This window comes from Streptomyces sp. NPDC029836, from assembly GCF_055574495.1.
Genome location: NZ_JBVHZI010000001.1, coordinates 793,098 through 816,148, shown reverse-complemented (window position 1 = coordinate 816,148; position 23,051 = coordinate 793,098). Strand labels below are relative to the sequence as shown.

Annotated in this window: 8 protein-coding genes; 3 read left to right on the top strand and 5 right to left on the bottom strand. The window is 73.6% G+C overall.

The annotated features are described in order from the left end of the window. Positions 1-236 precede the first annotated feature (236 nt). From ACZ4XJ_RS03815 to ACZ4XJ_RS03805, 3 genes are all read left to right on the top strand, one after another. Positions 237-686 carry a papain-like cysteine protease family protein gene (locus tag ACZ4XJ_RS03815; RefSeq protein ID WP_383999923.1) on the top strand — a complete coding sequence of 150 codons (450 nt, stop codon included), beginning with the start codon at positions 237-239 and terminating at the stop codon, positions 684-686. 10 nt (positions 687-696) lie between these two features. Beyond that, complete coding sequence (locus tag ACZ4XJ_RS03810) at positions 697-1,578, top strand: hypothetical protein (protein ID WP_468495190.1); 882 nt, start codon at positions 697-699, stop codon at positions 1,576-1,578. 387 nt (positions 1,579-1,965) lie between these two features. Next, positions 1,966-2,523 carry a DUF1062 domain-containing protein gene (locus ACZ4XJ_RS03805; RefSeq protein ID WP_468495189.1) on the top strand — a complete coding sequence of 186 codons (558 nt, stop codon included), beginning with the start codon at positions 1,966-1,968 and terminating at the stop codon, positions 2,521-2,523. Positions 2,524-2,636: 113 nt separating this feature from the next. Here ACZ4XJ_RS03805 and ACZ4XJ_RS03800 read toward each other — a convergent pair whose 3' ends face one another. The 5 genes from ACZ4XJ_RS03800 to ACZ4XJ_RS03780 form a co-directional block, all read right to left on the bottom strand. Beyond that, positions 2,637-6,596 carry an AAA domain-containing protein gene (locus ACZ4XJ_RS03800; RefSeq protein WP_468495188.1) on the bottom strand — a complete coding sequence of 1,320 codons (3,960 nt, stop codon included), beginning with the start codon at positions 6,594-6,596 and terminating at the stop codon, positions 2,637-2,639. 165 nt (positions 6,597-6,761) lie between these two features. Then, on the bottom strand, positions 6,762-9,821 hold the full coding sequence (locus tag ACZ4XJ_RS03795) for a class I adenylate-forming enzyme family protein (protein ID WP_468495187.1): 3,060 nt from the start codon (positions 9,819-9,821) through the stop codon (positions 6,762-6,764). Between the two features lie 80 nt (positions 9,822-9,901). Continuing rightward, on the bottom strand, positions 9,902-13,252 hold the full coding sequence (locus ACZ4XJ_RS03790; protein WP_468495186.1) for an amino acid adenylation domain-containing protein: 3,351 nt from the start codon (positions 13,250-13,252) through the stop codon (positions 9,902-9,904). After that, complete coding sequence (locus tag ACZ4XJ_RS03785; protein ID WP_468495185.1) at positions 13,249-18,945, bottom strand: amino acid adenylation domain-containing protein; 5,697 nt, start codon at positions 18,943-18,945, stop codon at positions 13,249-13,251. Before ACZ4XJ_RS03785 ends, ACZ4XJ_RS03790 begins: the two co-directional genes overlap by 4 nt. A 100-nt stretch (positions 18,946-19,045) precedes the next feature. Next, a complete protein-coding gene (locus ACZ4XJ_RS03780) occupies positions 19,046-22,186 on the bottom strand; it encodes a non-ribosomal peptide synthetase (RefSeq protein WP_468495184.1) in 3,141 nt (1,046 codons plus the stop codon). Positions 22,187-23,051 lie beyond the last annotated feature (865 nt).

Below are 23,051 nucleotides of genomic sequence, written 5' to 3'. Positions count from 1 at the left end.
CAAATAGTCAGAAGGCGTGAACTTATGCGATGCCCCTTTATGGCCGTGACATGTTGCGCTGTCATATTCCCTGCAGGATTGCCCCGCTCGTCTCGTCGCACCCAGCAGGGGAAGGCAGAACCATGGGCACTTTCAGGTGCAAAACCGCAGTGTCGGCCGTCGCGCTGGCGGTCTCAGGCTTGCTCGCAGCCGCAGGAGGTACAGCTCACGCGGAAGCGGGCCAGGACACCATCAACATGTACAAGCAGGAGAAGACCCAGTGGTGTTGGGTCGCCTCCGGCCTGACCATCGCCAAGTTCCACGGCGTCGGCTCCACCCAGAGCGACTTCTGCACCCGGGCCCAGCCCTACTACGGCTGCAACAACCAGCCCGCCACGCTCGACGACATGGCCAAGGGCTGGAGCAGCCTGGGCATGGCCCACACCGGCACCGGGTTGAGCAGCGCGGCCACCTTCAACCAGGTCTACACCGACGTCAAGGCGGCCCGGCCGATCGGTGCCCGCATCGGGTGGACGTCCGGGGGCGGCCACATGAACGTGGTCTACGGCTTCGACACGTCGAAGAACACGATCGCGGTGGCCGACCCGTGGCCGGACACCACCACCTACACGTGGTGGAACTACAACGACTACGTGAGCAACAGCTCGTCCAAGTGGACCCATTCCCGCATCGGCATCTCCCGTTAAGGCAGGCGACATGCGCGACTCCAGCACCTTTGAAACAGTCGGCGAGCGGTCGAACCCCCGCTCCTGGCGCCTGTCCCTCCTCCTGGCACTGAGCGCGTCCGCGTTGCTCTCCCTTTCCCACCCGGCCCACGCCGCGCCGGTCAAGGACCCGCTCCCCGCGGACATCCCCGGCTATCAGGCCGCTCTCGACGCGGTGAAGTCCGCCGACGTCCGCAACACCGTCTGCCGCTTCCTGAACACTCCGCTGCCCGTCGGGGCCGGCGAGCCGGTGCAGACGATCCCCGAGACGGCCGAGCCGTGCCAGGGACTGCCGGCCTTCACCATCAAGGACCCGGTGGCAGTGAACGAGATCACGCCCGGCTTCGTCGCGGGCACCTCCCCGGCACTGCCCACCGAAGCGGTCAAGCTGACACAGCTGGTCTCGTCGCTGAGCACCACCGTCAACGGTCGCAACGCCACCGTCATGCTCGCCCCCACCCAGGGCGGCGGCTGGCACCTGGCCGCCGTACGCGACGGCGACGAAGACGCCACCCAGGCCGCCAAGGCAACCCTGGGCACGCTGGTGTTCACCGAGCCGCAGATCCGCGGCTGGTACCAGCTCAAGCTCACCACCGTCGAACCGCTCAACGACCAGGCCCGACAAGGACTGGACGGCCGGACGTCGGTCTCGCTGAGCGACTACCAACAGCTGGTCAAGGCTCGTTACGCCGACAAGCTCCCCGGCTCACAGTACGACTCCCAGGGCTACTCCAGCGGCTACACCCTTCCGCACCAGGCGGACGCCGGCGCCTCCCCCACCCCCCTGCTCGCCGGCGGTACCGGTGCGGCACTCGCCCTCGGGGGCGCGGCCGCCGTGATCCTCCGACGCCAACGACGCGCAAGGAACGGCTGACCCCGGCCCGAGACCCGCTCCGGCCCCCGGCCGGAGCGGAGCGGCTCCACCGCGCCGCGGCCGCTACTGGGCCCCAAGACGGCCACCGGTGACCAGCGGTTCAACCAGGAGCGCGCCCGGACGGCCCCGCCGGAGCCGGCGGCGGTGTACCCCCGGAGGCGTGAGTGGCGTTCGCGGTCGGCTGCCGCGAGGCACGGCCATCCGTCCGAAATTCAGTGGAGCCCTGCTCCTGTAAGCCGCTAACGTGCTCCCGCCCGTGGTCGCCCCCGGCAAGGACGTGCCGTTGTACACCAAGTGAGACCCCCCGAGCGCTGAACCGTCGCGCGTCGCACCTGTGCGCCGTGCTCCTTTTCGCTGCGGTCTTCTCACTGGAACCGGTGTATTCGCATGTCCAGAACCTGGGTGGTCGTTCCCACCTGCCCTCCGATCGTTCTTCGCCGTTGCCACAGGTGCCCTTCCGGGCGCTTCCGCACGCACGGCAAGTTCCGCGTCAACGCACACCACAAACTCCTCGATGCCTGGCTCCTGGCCCTGTGCGCCGGCTGCGGGGACACCACCAAACTCGCCGTCCTGGAACGGACGCGCGTGCGTTCCGTACGACCCGAGCTGCTGAACCTGATGCACGACAACGACCTCGGCCTGGCAGCCGAACTGCTTCAGGATCCCCTCCTGTTGCGCCGCAACCGCGTCGCCCTCGATTGGGACAACGCCTGGCGCCTCGACCGCGGCACGCCGGAGCCTGCGGATCGGCCGGACGGTGAGGCGATCGAGGTCCGGGTCCGTTTCGCGGCGCGGGTGCCGGTGCGGCCCGTGCGACTGATCGCCGAAGGGTTCGGCTGTGCGCGGGCCGAGGTCGAGAGGCTGCTCGCCGAGGGGAACTTCGTGTCGACGGTTCGCCTGGGTGGCAAGCTCTCGGGCGACTTCACCTTCATGCTCAAGCGCTGAGTCCTTCGACGGGCCCGGGTCCCGTCCGGCGGACCGATCGGTTCCGCCGGCCGGGAGAGGAGGCTCCGCGCGTCGGACGTCTTGTCCTGAACGCCGCGGCGGTGCGTGTCCGGTCAAACGCCGTCCGGTGGCCAGGTGGCGCGGTCACGGAGATGGTGGAACTCCGTCAGCTCGGAGGCGAGGACGTCGAAGTGCGGGAGCGGGGCCCACAGGCCGCGCTCGCCGATGACGTACAGGCGGCGTTTGGCGCGGCTCGCCGCGACGTTGAGCAAGTGCGGGGTGCGGGCCGCCCAGTCGCGGGCTCCGGGCCGGCCGCCGCCCAACACGAGGACGACCACGTCGGCTTCCTTGCCCTGGGCCCGGTGGACGGTGGCGCAGCGCTCCTCGATCAGTTCCGACGTCCAGCCCGCACGGCCGCGGCAGACCTTCTGGCATGCGCCGACGAGGGCTCGGAACGGGGCGATGACGCGCACGCGCTCGACGCCGACGCCGTGCCGGTGCAAGTGGTCGAGGACGAACTCGAAGGCCCGGCGGTCGCGTTCGCCCCAGGGGGCGTCGGCCGGGCGGGCCGGGTCGTCGGTGTTGAGCCAGCGGCTGGGGAGCAGACCGTCCCGTTCCGCGTCGGGGAACGGCTTGTCATCGGTGCCGTGCACCATGAGGCCGCCGTACGCGACCTCGTTGCTGACCGTGAACATCGGGTCCTGGCAGCGCCGGTGCACGCGCAGGGGCGCGCCCACCCAGACGTGCTCGTCGTCGGAGTCCGGGGCCGGCAGGTAGGTACCGTAGCGGTTGGTCCGGTCGGCGACGGCCTGGGCCGAGGTGGCCGACGGAAGCCAGTGCTCGTCGACGCCGTAGGCGCGCAGCAGCCGGCGCTGAAGGGCCGTGGGCATGGTGACGACGGGTTCGAGCTGGAGCGGATCGCCGACCAGGACGGCACGACGCGCGCGCCACAGTGCGCCGGCGGCGGCCTGCGGGGTGGCCTGGCCGGCCTCGTCGACGAGGACCCAGCCGATCGACTCCCGGCCGAGACGGGCGAACATGCTGCCGATGGAGGAGAAGGTGGTCGAGACGACGGGCACCAGGAGGAAGAGGGTCTGCCAGGCGCTCTCGACCTCGGCGTCGGGGACGGGCCCGTTGGTCCCGGTCATCAGTTCCATGAGGACCTGGAGGTTGCCCCGGATCTTCTTCGCGGCCCCGGCGGCGAAGGCGCGGTGGAGGTCGAGGGCGCGCAGGAAGAGGTCGCTGCGCGCGGTGGACCATGCCTCGTCGGACCAGGGCGAGCCGAGTTCCTGTCGGGCTTCGTCGAGGTGCGACCAGCCGCGCGGCAGGGACGGCAGCGTCCGGGCCGCCTCCCGCAGTTCTCGGTGGCGGTCGTCCAGTTCGGTGACGGCGATCCGAAGGCCGCGGCGGGAGGAGTCGGCGGCCTGCCGGGAGTGCCGCAGGGCCGTGGCCGCCGCGGCCTCCCGCGTGCGCGCGGCCCGTTCGTGGTCGAGGGCGGCGCTGAGGCCGGTGGCGGCGGCGTCGACGGCGGTGCCGGACCTGTTGTGCCGGTCGACGGCCGCGGACTCGGCGCGTACGGCGGCGGCGACCCGCTCCAGGGAGTCGTCGAGTGCGGCGCGCTGCCGGACGAGCAGGTAGGCGATCTCGGCCCGGGCGAGCTCCTGCTGCCGTTCGGCGGCCTGTCGTTCGGCCGTGCTCCGCAGCAGCCGGCGCAGCCCGCCGCGCAGGCCCTGCTCGACGGCCGGGGGCGCGTCGTGGTGGGCGGTGAGCGCGGCGGCGTACTCACGTTGCTCAGCGGCGAGTTCCCGGGCGACCGACAGCTCCGCGCGGGCGGTGGCCAGTTCCTGGCGAGCCCGCGGCACGTATGCGGAGGCCGCCCTGTGTCCGGCCTCGGCCGCCGCGGTGGCGGTCCGGGCGGCGGCGGTGGCGGCAGCGGCCCGGTCCAGGTCCGCGGCAGCCGAAATGGCCAGATGGTCGGCCCGCGTCACGGCGGCTTCCAGGCCCGCGATCCGTTGCCCGGCCGACGGGGACTCGACGGCGGCCAAGGCTCCGGCCAGCCGGGTGCGGCCGGCCCGCAGTCGCTCGACCTCGGCGAGAGCGGTACGGAACGCCGCGACGGCGTCGGTCCACGACGGTACGGATTGGGCGGGTCCGGCCGCCGCAGTTCGGTCCGCGGGGGTCACAGCGCGCCGGCCGCCGGGCGTGGGCTTGGGTGGAATCCAATCGCTCAGGATCTCCCGCATGCCGCGCAGCGGCGGCTGTCCCGCGACTTTGCGGGCCTGGGTCTCCTTGTCGGGCAACCGGCCCCACCAGAACCGGTCCCCGAATTCCCTGCGGTTGGACTTGTTGCCGAGCACCGCCGCGACCAGACCCCAGGCCGGCCCGCCGAGGAGCGCGGAGGCGAGGTCGGAGAAGTGGTCGGGGTCGTCGTGCCAGTGCTCGCCGAGCGCGCCGATGCCGGGCAGTTCGGCGGTGATGTTCTCCACGGCGCCGTTGTTGGAGGAGGTGACCACGATCTCGAACCCGGTCAGCCGCGGGTCGAGCCGCGACACGAACCGGGCGTGCCGGCCCTGGCGGTCCTTGCCCCGCCACACCGGACCGGTGAACGCCTGCTCGGGCCGGTCGAAGGTGGCCAGTACCGCGGCCCGCTCGACGACCAGGGCGGCGACCAGGTCGCGCAGCATCGTGGTCTTCCCCGTGCCCGGCGGACCGTTCACGGAGAACATGCCGCCCTCGGTCCCCGCCCGGTCGGCGAGCAGGCGGTTGACCGCGAACTGCTGGCTCAGAGCGAGCGGGAACTTCGACGGTGCGGGCCAACGGCCGGCCGGGACAAGGTCCGGAGCCACTCCTTCCAGCACGATCCCGCGTTCCCGGCGCACATCCGTTCGAGCCTCCACCGCGACGGCGTCCAGTTCGGTCAGGTACGCCTCCAACGCCGGCCCGATGTCCGTGCCGACGGCCGCGGATACCCGGGCCAGATCGGGCGGGAGCAGACTGTTCAGGAACGGGGCCGCGGCGGTGACCTTCGAACCGGGGTCCTGCGGTCGGCGGACGAGCCTGCTGCGCACCCGCAGCACCTGCGGCCGCAAATGGTCCCGTACCCCGCACAGGTCGGCGATCTGGGCGGTCAGGGCGACCAGGTCGGCGAACCCCAGCGCACGGGGACCGGCGCAGGCCCCCTGATCCGTGGGCATGTCCGGACCGTCGGTCGGCGCCCCCTCGGGGACGCCGCCGGTGCCGTCCGGTTGCCCGGACTCCCCCCGGTCCTCGGTGGGGCGCCGGGCCGCGACCCAGTCCGCGGCACGGCGAACCAGAGGTTCCGCCGCGCCCTGCAGCGCGGCGCCGGCGACCTCCCCGAACAGGGCCCCGACCGCGCCGACGGCAGCGCCGCCCAGAATCTCGGCGAGGAGCAGTTGCCAGCTCCTGCCGTCGGTCGCGCCCCGCGCACCCGCGGAGTCCGGCCACCGCTCGTACGCGGTGCCGGCGGTCGACGCGGTGGGGCCGTACGGGATCGTGGTGGCGGTGAGTTCACCGATCGCCTGGCCGAACGCGGTGTCGAGTTCCTCGAATCCGTCCAACCACCCTGGTGCGGACGGCCCCGGATCGAACAGTCGGCCGGTGGCCCAAGCGCAGGCGGAGACCACGGACGTGTCCTCGATCGGCCGGCCCTCGTCATCCAGGACCAGCGCGAACATCGCGCTCTGCCCGGAGAGCACCAGCTCGGACTGCGGCACGCCGGGATCGGGATCGGTTCCCGGCGGCAGTACCGCGATCATCGCTCGGCGAAGCAACTCCAGGTCGAAGACCCCGCCGTAGACCTCGTGGCGCCACATCCGACCGAACGGTGCCCGCCGAGCCCCCGTCTCCGGATGATCCGGGGCCCACGGCAGGGGCGGCGGTACCCGGCCCGGCTCCGGCGTCAGGTCGATGACGTACTCGTCCCTCGGCCCTGACCGCGCGGCGGGACGTCGGCGGGGCAGCGCCGGGATGGTCGGCGGACCGAACAGCTCGATCGCGCGCCAGCACTCCAGCAGGGCCTTCCGCCGACGGTCCTGCGCGTGTCCGCTCCGCACCCACTGCCCCCGTGTCGCACGCGCGGCATCCTGCCGCTCCCCTGAAGATCAGCCGTGTCGCCGAATCTACCGGACCGTCAGCGGGCCGGATCCCGGCCGCCTCCGGCGAGGCAGTGGTCGGCGGGTGGTTGGCGGCCGGTCGGCGTCATGGGGGGCGTCCGCAGGTCAACCGCAGGCGGCGGTCAGGGCGGTGGTGAACTCCGTCGCCAATTCGGTGATCACGGGGAGGTCGAAGGCCAGGGCGTTGTACTGCAGCCAGCACCGCATGCCGCCGTCCGGCTGCTCGACCACGGTCAGCTCGGGCACGCCCCGGTCGCCGCCCGGCAGCGGCCACGGGACGGTGCTGCCGCGCGGTAGTTCCCAGGGCTCGCAGGCCAGGCCGGGCAGTTGAGCGGGCGCGGCCCACGCCTCGTAGCGGAGCCAGGCCGCGAAGGGGACGGACGGGCTGAACTCGGCGAAGGGGTGGAGCTGGTGGTCCAACGCCTCGCTGTGCACCGTTCTCAGCCGGTCCACCAGTTCGGCGAAGCCGGGTCCCCCGCTCGCGTCCACCCGCAGCAGCAACGACTGGACGAAGCAGCCCACCGTCCGCTCGGCGTCCGGGCGCGGACGGCCGGGCACCGGGGTCATCACCACCAGGTCGGGTTGATCGCCGCGGCGCGCCAACAGTGCGGTCCAGGCCGCCGCGACGGCGAGGAAGGGGGTGGCGCCCAGCTCGGCCGCCCGGGCCCGCAGGCTTCCCGCCAACGCCGCCGGCACCTCGAACTCGTACGCGGCGGTGAGTACTTCGTCCACCGACCGGCGGCCGGCGAACCGCTCGACGGCCTCCGGCGCACCGGCGAGCGCGGTCCCGAAGTGGGCCCGGGAGGCCGGCCAGTGCGCGTTCGCCCAGTCCACCAACTCGGCGTAGCCCGGGCCCGATCGGGCCGGCGGGGCGGAGCGGCCCCGCCGCAGCGCGGAGTAGAACACCCCGAGGTCGGCCAGCAGCACACCGACCGACCAGCCGTCGGCGACCATGTGGTGCATTGCGACGAGGACCACGTGGTCGGTCTCCGATCGGCTGACCACCAGGAGGCGCGCCATCGGGTCACGGGCCAGGTCGGTGAGGCGGTCGCGTTCGGCCAGCAGCAGGGCGTCGACCTCCGCGTCGCCGGCCCCCGGGGCCCGGGTCAGCGTGATCCGTACCCGGGGCTCCTCGTCCAGCACCGCCCGCACGACCCCCTCGCCGACCGCCTCGAACCGGGTCCGCAGGGCCGGATGGCGGCGGACCGCCTCGGTGAGCGCCAGGCCCAGCGTCTCCGGTTCCAGCCGGTCGGTGACCCGGAACAGGGCCGTCACCGCGCCGGCGTCCCGCCCGGGGGCCTCGGCCATCCAGCGGAAGAAGTTCTCCTGCTGGGAGGTGAGCGCGACGGCGTGCGGCTGCGCACGGAGCGCGGCCAGGTACGGCGTCACGGTCCCCGTTCCGGCGGACGTTCCCTCGGGGGCGGGCCGCCGCCGGTCGGGTTGGTCCACCCAGGCCGCCTGCGAGCGCAGCGAGGGCCGCTCGAAGACCACGGCGGTCCGCGCCCGGACCCCGAACTCGGCGCTGATGCCGGTGGCCAGCTGTACGGCCCGGAAGGAGTCGCCGCCGAGCGCGAAGAACTCGTCGGCCACATCGGTCACCGGCCGGCCGAGCAGACGCCGCCAGATCCCGGCCAACCGCAGTTCCGTCGGGGTGGCGGGGGCGACCGCGGGACCGGTGGACTCCGCGGGCGCGTCGAACAGCGGGCGGAGCCGGTCCTTGACGACCTTGCCGCTCGGGTTCCTGGGCAGGTCCCCGGCGAGCAGGATCCGGACCGGCAGTTCGGGCCGGCTCAACCGGGCGCTCAGGAACAGCCGGAGCTCGTCCAGGTCCAGGCCGTCGGGTCCGGTCACCACGACGGCCACCGGGACGGCGCCCATCACGGGGTGCGGCAGGCCGAACGCGGCGGCGTCGGCGACCGCGGGGTGTTCGTGCAGCACCTCCTCGATCCGCAGGGTGGAGACCTTCAGCGCGCCGCTCTTGATGACGTCGCTCTCCCGGTCGACCAGGTACAGGTAGCCGTCCGGGTCGAGACGGCCGACATCGCCCATCCGAACCCAGCCGTCCCGGAACACCCGGGCGCTCTGCCCGGCGGCACCCAGGTAGGCGCGTGACGGTCCGGGCTGGCGCAACCAGACCTCGCCGACCTGCCCGGCGGGCAGCGGCAGTCCCTCCGGGTCGAGGATCCGCAGGTCCCGGGGATCCGCCGGACGGCCCAGCGAGCCGGGGCGGCGGGCGTCGACCACGGTGGAGATCTGCGCGGGCGAGGCCTCCGCGGAGGTGTAGGTGTTGACCAGCGTCGCTCCCGGCAGCGCCGCGGCCAGCGCCGCCGCCACCGGCACGGGCAGTGCGGCGGCGGAGGAGTTGACCAGGCGCAGACTGCTCAGGTCGTACCGCCCGGCGGTGCCCGCGTTGACCAGTTCGATCGCCATCGAGGGCACCAGGAAGGCCGTGCCGATCCCGAACTCCTCCACGGCGGCGCCGAACCGGTCCGCGTCGAAACGCGGCAGGCTGAGCGTGGTCGGCGCGGCGGTTAGCGCGCCCAGCAGCATCACCTGGCCCGCGTTGGTGCCGATCGGGAAGGCGTGCAGGGCGTGCCGCGAGTGCGCGTAGGCACGGCGGCGGGGGTGGGTGGTCAGGCCTGCGGTCAGGTTGCCGTGCGCGGCGATTACGCCCTTGGGCGCGCCGGTGGTGCCGGAGGTGCCGATCACCTGGGCCGGGTCGCCCGGACCGACCCGGTGCGGCGGGCCGGCCGGCGGCTCGGGGTGCGCCGCCAGCAGGGCGTCCAGACACAGGTCCGCCGACCCCGGCAGCGCGGGTGCCCCGCCCTCCCGCAGGACCGTGCGGGCTTCGGCCAGCGCGGCCAGTGCGGCGGCGTCGGCCTCGGACAGGTCCTCGCGGACCGGCACCGGCACCCCGCCCGCGTACTGGACGGCGAGGAAGGCGACGGCGTACCGCTCCCAGCACGCGTTGGAGAACCGCAGCACCACCCGGTCGCGCGGTGCGACCCCGGCGGCGGCCAGTCCGACGGCGGCGCGGAGCGCCTCCTCCCGCCAGCGGCGAAAGGTGAGTTCCCCACCGCCGACGACCCGTAGCGCGCTGTGGTCCGGGTGTTCGGCGGCCCGTGCGTCGAGGAGCTCAGGGACGGTCGTCGCGGCGGGCGGCACGGTGGTGGCGATGGCGTTCTCCGATGCGATGCGGTGCGGTGCGGTGCGGGGGAGGGGGTGGGGCGGGCGGGTGGGTGCGGTCAGTTCAACCGGTCGGCGGCCTCCTCCTCGCTGAGGGCGTCGATCTCCGCGATCAGCAGCGCCTCGATCCGGGCCGCCAGGGCCGCCGGCGTGGGGCTTTCGAAGACGTCGCGGATCGACACGTCGAGGCCGACGCCGGCCCTGATCCGGGCGGCGACCCTGGTGACCAGGAGCGAGTCCCCGCCGAGGGCGAGGAAGTCGTCCAGTACGCCGACCTTCGGCACGCCGAGCACCTCCTGCCAGAGGTCCACCACCAGGGCCTCGGCATCGGTGCGGGGCGCCAGGTACCCGGCGGTGGAGCCCGCCGGGTCCGGGTCGGGCAGGGCCGCGGTGTCGAGCTTGCCGTTGGAGGTGAGCGGGAAGGTGTCGAGCAGCACCACGGAGTCCGGCACCATGAAGGCCGGCAGCCGCAGCGCCAGGTGTTCGCGCAGCTCGCCCACCGGCGGGGAGGCCGCGGCCCCCCGCCCGGCGGCCGGTCGCAGGACGGCGTAGGCGATCAGCCGGCGGCCGTCGCGGACCAGCACGGCCGCCCGGCCGACCGCCGGGTGGGCGGTGAGGGCGGCCTCGACCTCGGCGGGCTCGATCCGGTACCCGCGGATCTTCACCTGGTCGTCGGCGCGACCCAGGAACTCCAACTGCCCGTCGGCGCGCCACCGGGCGCGGTCGCCGGTGCGGTACATCCGGGCGTCCGGGGCTTCGGCGAACGGATCCGGGAGGAAGGCCTGCGCCGTCAGCTCGGGTCGGGCCGAGTAGCCGCGCGCGAGGCCGTCGCCGCCGATGTACAGCTCGCCCTCGGAGCCGGCGGGCAGCAGGCCGCCGCGCTCGTCCAGGACGTAGAGCCGCACCCCCGGCAGGGGGCGGCCCAGCGGCGGGCGCTCCCCGGTGGCGGGCGCGCTGCCGGGCGGGCCGCCGGCGAGCTCGCCCGCCGTGACGATGACGGTCGCCTCGGTCGGGCCGTAGGTGTTCACCAGCCGTACGGTGTGGCCGTGCCGCTCCCGCCACTGGGCCAGGGTGACGGCGTGCGCCTCGGAACCGCCGAGGATCACCAGGCGCAGCGACGCCGGCCACGGGGTCCGGTCACCCAGGGACACCAGTTCCTGCCAGTACGCGGTCGGCAGGTCGAGTACGGTGACGGACCGCCCGGCCCCGGTGCGCAGCAGGTCGGGCAGCATCCCGCCGCCGCCGGGCAACAGGACGACACAGGCGCCCGCGGTGAGGGCCGGCCAGATCTCCTCGGCGTGGGTGTCGAAGCCGATGGAGGCGAACTGGACGATCCGGTCGCCCGGCCGGAGCCCGTACCCCTGCGGCCCGGCCATCCAGCGGACGCGCTCGGCCAGGGCGGCGTGCTCGACGGCGACGCCCTTGGGGGCGCCGGTGGAGCCCGAGGTGTAGAGGACGTACGCGAGGCCGCCCGGGTCCGTCCCCGACGGCGCGGCCCCCGCCGGTTCCGCGCCCTCGGACGCGACGCCCGCGGCCCCGGCCCCGATATCCGGATCGCCGACGGACAGCACCGGGACCCCCAGATCCGGACGCTCGCCTGCGGTGAGCAGCAGGACGGCGTCCGCCTCGCGGAGCATCAGCCGTCGGCGCTCGGCCGGGTGCGCGGGGTCGAGCGGCAGGTAGCCGGCGTCCGCCTTCCAGATCGCCAGCAGGGCGGTGACCAGCGCCAAGGACGGCTCGATCCGGACGCCCACCGCGCGACCGGCCACCGGACCCAACCGGCGAGCCAACTCGGCCGATGCCCGGTCGAGTTCGGCGTAGGTGAGGACGTCGCCCGCGCACTCGACGGCGGGCGCGTCGGGGCGGACGGCGACCTGGTCGGCGAATCCGCGCAGGATCGGGCGGGCGTCCTCGGTGACGACGGGTCCGGCACCCAGGGCCAGCAGCGTGGCGCGCTCCTCGCCGGTCAGCAACCAGTCACCGTGCAGCGGGACCTCCACGTCCACGACGGCTCGGGCGAGCAGGTCGCGGACCCGGCGGGCCAGGGCCTCGACCGTGGCAGGCTCGAACAGCTCCCGGTCGAAACAGAACGACAGCGTCATCCCGCCGTCGGGAGTACGCCAACTGTCCAGCAAAAGATCGGTCTTGGCCCGGTCGAATCCGGAGTCCATGCTCGTCGTCGTGACGTTCGCGGGCAGCCCGGCCCGCCCGTCGGCGTCGGCCGGGTCGTACTGGCTCTGGTGGACGAACACCGCTTGGTGGAGCGGGCCGGCGCCGGGCACCACGGGCAGCCCCAGTGCGGCGGCCACCCGCTCGACCGGAACGTCCTGATGGCTCAGCGCGGCCATCGTGGCGGACCGCACCCGGCGCAGCACGGTACGGAAGTCGGGCTCGCCGGTGAGGTCCGCTCGGATCACACCGGTGCGCGAGAAGTAGCCGAGCAGAGCCTCGTGGGCGGTCTCGTTGCGGCCCGCCAGCGGGGTGCCGACGGCGAAGTCGTAGCTGCCGCTCCAGCGGGCCAGCACGCTCTGGTAAGCGGCGAGCAGCACCATGAACGCGGTGCAGCGCTGCTCGCGGGCCAAGGAGTCGATCCCGGAGACGAGTTCGGGATCGAGGGCGAGGTCGGCGAAGCCGGCCGGGTGGGTGGGTCCGGCGGGCCTGGGGTGGTCCAACGGCATCCGCAGGACGCCGACGCCGGCAAGTCGTTCGCTCCAGTACCGGACCGCCTCCTCGGCGCCGCCGCCGTCCAGCCTGGCCCGTTCCGCGAACGCGAAGTCGCCGAACTCCATCTTCACATCGGGTAGGTCGGCGGCGTCCTCGCCGATCTCCTCGCGGTACAGCGCGAGCAGTTCGCGCCACAGCACGGTGAACGACCATCCGTCGGAGACGATGTGGTGGACCACCACGCTCAGGGCGTGCTCGTGCTCACCGGCACTGACCAGGACGGCCCGCAGCGGAGGGCGCTCGCCCAGGTCGAAAGGGGCGTTGACGAAGGGGGCGCAGGCCGCGGTGAAGGACTCCTCGACGGCGTCCGGTATCGCGATCAGGGTGAGCGCGACGTCCTGGACGGGCTCCACCAGTTGCACGGGCTGCTCGCCGTCCAGGGCGAACCGGGTGCGCAGCACCCGGTGGCGCGCGACGAGCCGGTTGAGGGCCGCGCCGAGCGCCCGGGGGTCGATCGGGCCGTGCCAGCGCCGGTTCAGGTACATGTTGAACCCGGACTCCTGGGGCCGCAGTTGCTGGAGGAACCAGAGGCGGCGCTGCTCGTCGGTCAGTGGATGCCGGGCGATCGACCCCGGTGCCGGTGCCGGTGCCGGTGCCGGTACCGGCACCGGCACCGGGGTCGAGGCCGACGCAACGGCATGCTTCGGGTTCGGGTTCGGGTTGGGGTACGGGTTCGGGGAGTTCATGAGCTCATCTCGCTTTTCGCGCGGGCCCGCAGGGTCTCCAGGCCGATCAGGTCGTCGGACTCGGCGTCCGGGACTTCCCGGTCAAAGCGGGCCAGAACGGGAATGCAGAGGCTGATCAGGACCAGTGCGGCCATGGCGAGGCCGAACACCAGGTAGAGCAGGCCGATTCCGCGGCCGTCGCCGGTGCCGATCAACACGCCGACGCTGGAGGCCAGGGCGCCGCCCTCGTCCATCAGCGGCTGGAGCAACTCTGGTCCGATCGGGGCGACCAGGGCGAAGCCGATCGGCAGGGTGGACCAGGCGACCATGGTGTTCACCGCGATCACCCGGCCGTGGAACCGCATCGGCACCTTGGTTTGGACGACCGTCGCGTAGATGCCGTTGAGCAGTGCCAGCCCGTAGGTCATGCCGAACGCGCCGACGGCGACCACGGCCACCGAGGGCCGCAGGCCGGTGACGACGCAGGCGGCGGCGAGGCCGAGCGTGGCGAGCAGGACCCCGCGCAGGCGCATCCGGCGCGGACCACCCCAGACCAGCAGGGTGAGGCCGCCGAGGACGGCGCCCAGACCGGCCGCGGTGGAGACCCAGCCGGCCGCCGCGGTCGACGAGAAGGAGAGCACCAGCGGGGTGACGAGCAGGAAGAGCGGCGAGAGGAAGACGTTGAGCGCCGCGAACCAGAACAGCATGGCCCTGAAGTGACGGCTGCCGAGGGCCCGTTGGAACCCCGCCCGGATCTCGGCCGCGACGCTCTCGCGTCGGGTGGCGGCCATCGCGTCGGGGAAGCGCACCGCCAGGGTCACTCCGGTGGCGAGCAGGTAGCTGACGACGTCGAAGACCAGGATGCCGCCGAGTCCGATCACGTGCAGGATGCCGACCGCGATCAGCGGAACGAGGAACTGGGCGAGTCCGAAAGCCATTTGGACGACGCCGTTGGCACGGCCGAGGAAGCGTTTGGGCACCAACTGCGGCACCGCCGAGCCCCAGGCGACGCGCTGGAAGGCGAGCGAGGCGGAGAGCAGGGAGATCATCACGTAGCAGTGCCAGGTCTCCAGCGAGCCGCTGAGGTACAGCACCAGCAGGGCCGCCTGGGTCAGGCCGGCCGCGACATCGCCCCACAGCATCACCCGACGACGGTCGCTGCGGTCGACGACGGCGCCGGCCAGCGGGGCGACCACGATGCCGGGGACGAGGCCGAAGGCGGCGAGCAGGCCGAGTTGGAACAGCGAACCGGTCTGCAGGTACACCCAGATCGGCAGGGCGAACTCGGTGAGCGCCGAGCCGATCATCGAGAGCTGCTGCCCGGTGGCGACGGCCAGGAAGCGGCCCATCGTCGGGCGGACGGGGCCGCGCTCACGGCCCTTCCGAGCCCTCCCCGGCGTCCGGACCGGCTTCGACTCCGTCGACCGCGCGGTTGCCGGACCGGGGTCCGGTTCAAGGTCGGGTCCGGTCCCGGCGGCGTCGCGGGACACGCCGGCCAACCACCAGGTGGCGTCGGCGGTGCGTTCGTGGCGCGCCTCCTCGCCGTCGGCGATCGAGCGGTGCACGCCGGTCAGGATGTCGGCCAACTCCTCGGCGCGGTACTTGAGATAGAAGTGCCCGGCCTCGTCCAGGACCACCACGGCCGCGGTGCCGGTGATCCGGTGCCACTCGCGGAACCGCTCCTCGTAGAACTCGGTCGCCGGATCGCGGTCGCCGCAGACGGCGATCACCGGCGCCGTGATGCGGCCGCCCTCGCTCTCGTACAGCTCGCCGAAGTAACGCTCGGCACCCTTGGTGCCGATCCGGCGGTTGTACACCATCAGCCGCAGCTGGTCCTCGTCGACATCATCGACGTCCAGACCCGCCGCGGCCAAGGCGTTGATCATGCCCTGGTCGCTGCGCAGGCGGGCGGACAGCTCGGCGAAGCGCTCGGCCAGTGCGGCGCCGCCGCCCTTCGGGCGGGCGAACGGGAAGATGCCGCCGAGGTGGACGGCCTCGATCTCCCGGCCGGCCGCCTCGACCCGGCGGGCGATCTCCACGGTCAACCGGACGCCGACCCCGCAGTGCCCGTAGAGCACCAGCCGTCCCTCGACGTGGGCGACGATCTCCTCGGCGCAGAGCCGGGCGACCTCGTCGATGTCCAGCGCCTCCTCGCCCAGCTCGTGACCCGGGACGGCGATGGAGTGCAGGGCCCAGTCAGCCGGCATGGCGTCGGCGAGCGGCTTGTAGATCAGTGCGCTGCCGCCGCCGTACGGGGCGCAGACCACACTGGCGGCCGGCGCGCGCCCCTCGGGGGTGAGCAGGTGCAGCAACCGGCGCGGGCCGCGGGCGGCCTCCGGAGTGGCCACCAGCGCGGCGAGCCGACGGACCGTCGGGTGCGTGAACAGGTCCATCACGCCGACCGGGGTGGCCAGGTCGGGGAAGGCCCGGCGCATCCGGGCGACCACCTGGGTGGCGAGCAGGGAGTGGCCCCCCAGCGCGAAGAAGTCGTCCAGCGCGCCGACCCGGGGAAGGTCCAGCAGGTCCGCCCACATGGCGGCGATCACCTGCTCGGTCCCGTCCTCCGGATCGACGTGGGCGCCGGCGGCCGGGGCGTCCGCGGGCGCGGGCAGTGCCTTCCGGTCGACCTTGCCGTGGGCGAGCAGCGGCATCCGGTCCAGCACCACGTAGCGGGCCGGGACCATGAAGTCCGGCAGGACCTCGCCCAGGGCGGCCCGCAGATCGGCGGCGGTCGGCGGTTCGCCGCCGGCGGGGCGTTCCAGGTAGGCGACGAGGTTCTGCTTGACGCCCTCGCCGCGAGCCAGGACCACCGCCTGGGTGATGCCGGGCAGCGCGGTCAGCGCGGCCTCTATCTCACCGGGCTCGACCCGGTAGCCGCGCACCTTGATCTGGTCGTCGACGCGGCCCAGGTAGTCCAGGGAGCCGTCGGCGCGCCAGCGCGCCAGGTCGCCGGTGCGGTACATCCGCGGGCCGCCGGTCCCAGGACCGCCCGGGGCGGTGCCGGACGGGTCGGCCGCGGACGACTTCGCGTCGGACGGAACGGCGTACGGGTCGGTGCCCGGAGCGGTGCCCGGAGCGGCGTTCGGGTCGGCGTACGGAGCGGCGTCCGGGTCGGCGTACGGGTCGGGCAGAAACCGTTCGGCGGTCAGGTCCGGCCGCCCGAGGTAGCCGCGGGCCAGGCGGTCCCCGCCCACGTACAACTCCCCGGTGACACCCGGCGGAACGGGGTTGCGGGCCTCGTCCAGTACGTAGCAGCGCCCGCCGGCCAGCGGACTGCCGATCGGGGTGTTGCCCGGAGCGTCCACGCCGTCGGCGCTGACCTCGTGGACGGTGATCCCCACCGTCGCCTCGGTGGGTCCGTAGTGGTTGAACACCGCGCACCGGCCCAGTGCGGCGATGCCCGCCGCCCAGGACCAGTTGCTCGCCTCGCCGCCGAGGACCAGCGCGCGGCGCGGCAGCAACCGCGCGAGCGGCGCGTCGGAGGACAGCGCGGCCAGGTGCGAGGGCGTCATCTTCAAGTAGTCGATGCCGGCCCGCTCCATCTCCGCGGCCAGCTCCACGCCCGCGATGCGTCGCGGCAGCAGGTGCACCCGGCCGCCGGTCGTGAGGGCCAGGTAGAGCATGGTGATGCTGAAGTCGAAGGAGAGGGACTGCAGCAGCCCGAAGGAGGAACCGGGTTCGATCCGCAGTCGCTCGCCGGCCCCCGCGAGGTAGTTGAGGACCTGGCGGTGCTGTACGGCGACGCCCTTGGGCGTGCCGGTGGAGCCCGAGGTGTAGATCACGTACGCCAGGTGGTCGGCGCCGGAGACCTCCTCCAGCGGCGACCCGTCCCCCTCGGCCGCGTCGTCGTCCGTCAGCAGGTCCACCGCCGGGTGGTCGCCGAACCGCGGTCGCAGCGCGCTGTCGGTGATCAGGACCTTGGCCCCGGCGTCGGTCACCAGGTGGGCGAGCCGGGCGGGGGGCTGCTCGGGGTCGAGCGGCAGGTAGCCGCCACCGGCCTTGAGCACGGCGACCAGGGCGACGGCCAGCTCGGCGGACTGCTCCAGGCAGACGGCCACCCGGTCGTCGGCGCCCACGCCCAGGGCCCGTAGCCGCCGGGCCATGGCATTGGCGCGCCGGTCGAGGTCGCCGTAGGTCAGTGTGCGGTCCTCGAAGACGAGCGCCGGCGCCCCGGGCGTTCGGGCCGCAGTCCGGGTCAGCGCCCCGGTGAGGGTGGCGGGACCGCCCTTCGGCAGCGGGGGACCGGCGGCCCAGGTCTGCAGTACGGCCGTGCGTTCGGCCGCTTCGAGCAGCGGGAGCCGGTCGATCGGCAGCGCGGGGTCGGCGACGCCGGCCGCCGTCAGCAGCCGGAACCGTTCGGCGAGGCGCTCGACGGTGCCCGCGTCGAAAAGGTCGGTGCGGTAGGTGAGCAGACCGTAGAGGCCGCCGTCCGCCTCCTCGCGCATGTACAGGGCGAGGTCGGCGTGGGTGGTGGTGGCTTCGTAGCCGAAGCCCTCGGATTCCGGGCCGGTGGTGGTGGGGGCGCGGTCGGCGTAGTTCTGGAAGGCGAACGTGGTCTGGAAGACGGCGGAGCGACTGACGTCGCGCTCCACCGCGAGGTCGCTGACCATCTGCTCGAACGGCACCTCCTGGTGCGCGTAGGCGTCGAGCGTGGTCTCGCGGACCCGACCGATCAGACGGCCGAAGTCGAGGTCGGCGGAGAGTCGGGCGCGGATCGGCAGCATGTTCACGAACACGCCGACGACGCCTTCGAGTTCCTGGTGGAGACGGCCTGCGACGGCGGAGCCGACGGCGAAGTCGCGCCGGCCGGTGTGCCGGCTCAGCACGACCTGGTACGCGGCCATCAACACCATGTACGAGGAGGCGCCGTGGGACCGCGCCACCTCGCCGACCCGGCGGGCGAGTTCGGCGCTCCAGCGGAACTCGAACGCGGCCCCGTCGAAGGTGAACAGGGGCGGGCGGGGCCGGTCGGAGGGCAGCTCCAGCGCCGGTACGCCGTCGAGTTCGGTGCGCCAGTGCTCGCGCGAGGCGGCGAGCGCGCCGCTCTCCAAACGGCCCCGCTGCCACACCGCGTAGTCCCCGAACTGAACGGAAAGCGGCGGTAGTTCGACAGAAGTACCGTGCGCGTGATGGGCGTGGAGGAGGTCCAGTTCGCGGTTGAGGATGTCGATCGACCAGCCGTCGCCGATGATGTGGTGCATCACCAGGGCGAGGACGTGGTCGTCCTCGGCGATCCGGACGACCAGCGCGCGCAGCAGCGGGCCGACCTGGAGGTCGAATGGCTCGGCGATCAGCGCGCCGAGTTCGCCGGCGGCGCGCGCCCGCGGGTCCGGATCCGCGCCGACGTCCAGGTACTGGGCGGCGAACGGGGCGGGCTCGGCGATCCGGACCTCGGCGGTGCCGGACCCGGTGGTGCCGAAGGTCATGCGCAGGCTCTCGTGCCGAGCCACCAGATCGGTCAGCGCGGCGTCCAGCGCGGCGCGGTCGAAGGGGCCGCGGAAGCGGCGGGCGGGCGCCAACGTGTAGGCCGTGGAGCCGGGGGCCAACTGGTCCATGAACCAGAGCCGTTCCTGGCCGCTGGAGAGGGGCGGCGCCGTCCCCACCGGGCGGGGCTCCACCACCCGGGCGGGCGCCGCGGCGCCGCGCAGCCGCCGGCTGAGCAGGGTGCGCTTGGCTGCGGACCAGTCGGTGGGCAGGTCCTGGGTATCCGTCATCGGGTTCCTGTTCGGGCGTTCGGCGGGGGAGGGGAGGGTGCGGACGCGGCGGGGCCGGGCGCGGAGGAGGGGCCCGCGCCCGGCGTACCGGGCACCGGGCCTACAGGCGCTCGCGGACGGCGGCGCCGATGCCGGCCGGCGTCGGGACGTCGAAGAAGACGTCGAAGTCCAGTTCCACGCCGAACGCGTCGCGGATCCGGGCGGCGATCCGGATCACCGTGAGCGAGTGCCCGCCGAGGTCGAACAGGTCGTCCTCGGGGCCGACCTCGGGCAGGTTCAGCACCTCGGCCCAGATCCGGCGGATGGTCGCGGTCGTCCCGTCGCCGGAGTCGCCGGAGTCGCCGGCGGCGGCGTCGGCATCGGCGTTCGAGCCGGCGTCCGCGTCGGTGGCCCGCCGCGTCGAAGATTCGCGCGGCGGCGCCGGCAGGGCCCGCCGGTCCAACTTGCCGTTGGGGGTGAGGGGAAGCCGCTCCATGGTGAGCCACCGCTGCGGGGCCATGGCGGCCGGCAGGATGCGCAGCAGGTGATCGCGCAGGTCGGCGGGTGCGGGCGGCCGGGCGCCGGCGACCGGGACCAGGTAGCCGGCCAGGAAGGGCTCGCCGTCCTCATCGGTGTGGACGGCGACGGCGGCCTGGGCCAGGTCGGGGTGGTCCAGCAGGACGGATTCGATCTCGCCGAGTTCGATCCGATGGCCGCGGACCTTGACCTGGTCGTCGATGCGGCCGAGGAATTCGAGTGCGCCGTCGGACATCCGCACGACGCGGTCCCCGGTGCGGTAGAGCTTGCCGTCCGCTGCCCCGAACGGGTCCGGCACGAAGCGTTCGGCGGTGAGTTCTGGTCGGCCGAGATAACCGTGGGCGACGCCGTCCCCGCCGATCAGCAGCTCTCCGGGGATGCCCAGCGGGGTGGGGCGCAGCTGCTCGTCGACGACGTAGGTCCGGGTGTTGGCGATCGGGCGGCCGATCCCGACCTGACGGGGCTCAGCCGGAATCTCGGCGCAGGTGGACCAGATGGTGGTCTCGGTGGGGCCGTACACGTTGAACAGGCGGGCGGTGCGCCGGCGCAGTTCGCGGGCGAGCGGCAGCGGCAGCGACTCGCCGCCGGCCAGGCCGGTGACACCGGTGAGCGCGTCGGCGCCGGTCGCGGCCGTGAGCATCACCCGCCATCCGGACGGGGTGGCCTGGACGTGGGTGACGCCCTCGGCGGCGACCAGCGCGAGCAGGCCGGGGCCGTCGTGGGCGAGGCCGTCGGGGGCCAGCACCAGGCGGCCGCCCGTGATCAGCGGCAGGTAGAACTCCAGCGCGGAGATGTCGAACGAGAGCGAGGTCAGGCCGAGCCAGGCGTGCCGGGGGCCGGAGCCGAACAGGCCGGCGAAGGAGGTGAGCAGGTTGACCAGCGCCCGGTGGCCGACGGCCACGCCCTTGGGGCGGCCCGTGGAGCCGGAGGTGTAGAGGACGTACGCCACGTCGTCCGGCCCGGGCGCGCCGTCGGGAGTGTCCCCGGCCGGGGAGGGGTGGACCGCCGAGGGGGCCGGGAGCCGCAGGACCGCGGGGGCGGCGGCGGCCACCACGGGTGCGGGCTCGCGGTCGGCGAACACCAGAACGGCTCCGGAGTCGCGCAGGACGAGCGCGAGACGCTCGGCCGGATAGCCGGGGTCCAGGGGCAGGTACGCCGCGCCGGTGGCGAGGACGGCGAGCAGCGCGGCGGGCAGGTCGGCGGTGCGGTCCAGGTGGAGGGCGACCAGGTCGCCGGGCCGGACACCGCCGGCGCGCAGGGCTTCGGCCAACTGCTCGATACGGCAGAGCAGTTCCCGGTAGCGCAGATGGCGGCCGGTGGCGCTGACGGCGATGGCCCCGGGGGTGGCGGCCGCCTGGGTACGGAACAGGTCGAGCACGGTCCGGTCGGCCGGGTAGGGCCGGTCGGTGGCGTTCGGCGCGGTGGTGACGGCCCGGAGTTCGGCGGCGTCCAGCAGCGGCAGGTCCAGCAGTCGGGTGTCGGGTGCGGCGACCGCGCCGGCGAGCAGGGTCCGGTAGTGGCCGGCGATCCGGCGGGCGGTGTCCGGGGGGAGCACGGCCGGGTCGAACTGCAGGCTGAAGTCGAGGCCGCCGCCCGGGGCGCCCGGAGTGGCGGGGGCTTCGACGATCTGGAGGTGAAGGGTGTTGCGGGCGGTACGGTTGTGCACCGCCCAGGCCACCCGGGCACCGGTGTCGGCGAAGTCCGGGTCCGGGCCGCGCCGGCGGTAGCCGAGCGAGACCGGGGCGAGCCCGACGCGGGGGCCCAGGCCGGCCACGGCGGCGCCGAAGGGGACGTCGCGGTACGGGTAGCCGGCCCGCAGCTCGGCCCGGACGGCGGCCGCGAACCCGGCGAAGGTGTGTGCCGCATCGACCGCGGGGGCGTGGACGGGCAGCTCGTTGACGAACATGCCTATCTCGTGGACGAGTTCCGGCGTCCGGGTGGAGAGCGGGACGGACACCGGCACGGCTTCGCCGCCGTAGCGGCGCAGCAGTCCGTGCAGGGCCGTGAGCAGGAACTCGAAGACGGTGGTCCCGGTCAGGGCGGCAGCGGCGGCCAACTCCGCGATCCCGGAGCCTTCGAGGCGCCACTCGACGGCCTCACCGGTCCCCTCTGCGGTCGGTGTGCGGGGCGCGCCGGGCAGGACCGGTTCGGTGGCGGCGGCCCAACGCGGCCCGTACCACTCGGCGGCCTTCCTCACGGTGTCCGGATCCGCGGTCGGCGCGGCCGGTGCCGCTGCCGTGGGCAGGGGGAGTGAGTTGTACGCGGCTGCGAGGTCCCGGGTCAGGACGTCCTTGGAGTTGCCGTCGAAGACCGAGTGGTGGGCGGTGACCAGCAGTTCGGCGCTCCCGTCGGCGCGCCGGAGCAGGGTGAAGCGACTCAGCGGGCCGGTCTCCAGGTCGAACGGACGAGCCGCCTCTTCCTCCAGGCGCTTCTCCAGGTCGGCCTCGTCCGCGGGTGCTTCGAGCTGCTCAAGTTCGGGCCGCCGAGCCGCGGGTTCCTGCCGGACCCGGCCGTCACGCTCCACCAGTCGGGCTGTCAGGGCGGGATGGCGCGCGGTCACGGCGGCCACCGCGCGGGCCAGCGCCGCGGTGTCGATCCGGTCGAAGGAGATCCGCACCGGCATGTGGAAGGCCTCGCGGGCCAGTCCCAGCCGATCGGTGAGCCAGATGCCCTGCTGGGCCGGTGAGGCCGGGGCGCTGTCGGGGGGTGGGATGACTTCGGACATCGGCGGCTCACTTAGGACGTCGGAGCGGAGCGGAGGAGCAGCACGGTGAACGTGCGGGCGCGGCATGGGGTGCGGGCCGCCGCGCATCGAGGTTCTGGACGTCAACGGCGTTCTGCAGCATCAGAGTTGAGTGTGGGTTCCGGCCGTCGTGTGGCGTCCGGCCCACCCCCGAGGACCGGCCGACGGCCGTGAGCGGTCGGGGCCGCCGAACCTCTCGGTTTCGCCGAGGTGGTCGGTGACTCGGGCTCCCGCCCGATGAAGACAATTGGTCCAGACCTGTCGAGAGATTCGCACAACACCCACACACCGTCAAGGGTTGACCATGGCCTGGAATCGACCGTCATGTGCACGCGGGGCCGGACGGGTGTTCATGCGAACATCCGCAATGAAAGGCGACATTGACGGAGCGTCACCATGTGTTGAACCGGAATCTGAGCGACCGGCACTGGGGGCGAGAGAGTAGGGGGGTTCGCTCTCGCACATCTGCGACCGTCATCAGGCTGACGATCAGCGGGAAGGAGTCGTCGCCGATCGACACCGACCGAAACCGGTCGACACCCATGAGGATGTGCCCGGCTGGGTCGCCGCAGGGCTCGGTCGTCCCCAGGAGGCCGAGGCGGCACCATCGCGCCGGTCCTGGTGAAGCGCGGTCCGCGCGACCGGGCCGCGGCGACCGGGGGCATTTCCCCCACCGGCGGTCCACCGCTCCGCCCGCGTCCGAACCGCAGACCCGCGAGCACGGAGGGGCGACATGCGCGTGCGGAGCGTCACCGGGGCGGCCGGGGCGAAGGCCGGGTGTCACGGGCCCGTACCCGCTTGCGGGGGACGATGTGGGGTAGGCGCCCTGTCTCGGAGGTCGGTCGGT

Excerpts from the sequence above, each read along its gene's own strand:
- ACZ4XJ_RS03815 (WP_383999923.1), top strand. The coding sequence starts at position 237 with ATGTACAAGCAGGAGAAGACCCAGTGGTGTTGGGTCGCCTCCGGCCTG.
- ACZ4XJ_RS03810 (WP_468495190.1), top strand. The coding sequence starts at position 697 with ATGCGCGACTCCAGCACCTTTGAAACAGTCGGCGAGCGGTCGAACCCC.
- ACZ4XJ_RS03805 (WP_468495189.1), top strand. The coding sequence starts at position 1,966 with ATGTCCAGAACCTGGGTGGTCGTTCCCACCTGCCCTCCGATCGTTCTT.
- ACZ4XJ_RS03790 (WP_468495186.1), bottom strand. The coding sequence starts at position 13,252 with ATGAACTCCCCGAACCCGTACCCCAACCCGAACCCGAACCCGAAGCAT.
- ACZ4XJ_RS03785 (WP_468495185.1), bottom strand. The coding sequence starts at position 18,945 with ATGACGGATACCCAGGACCTGCCCACCGACTGGTCCGCAGCCAAGCGC.
- ACZ4XJ_RS03780 (WP_468495184.1), bottom strand. The coding sequence starts at position 22,186 with ATGTCCGAAGTCATCCCACCCCCCGACAGCGCCCCGGCCTCACCGGCC.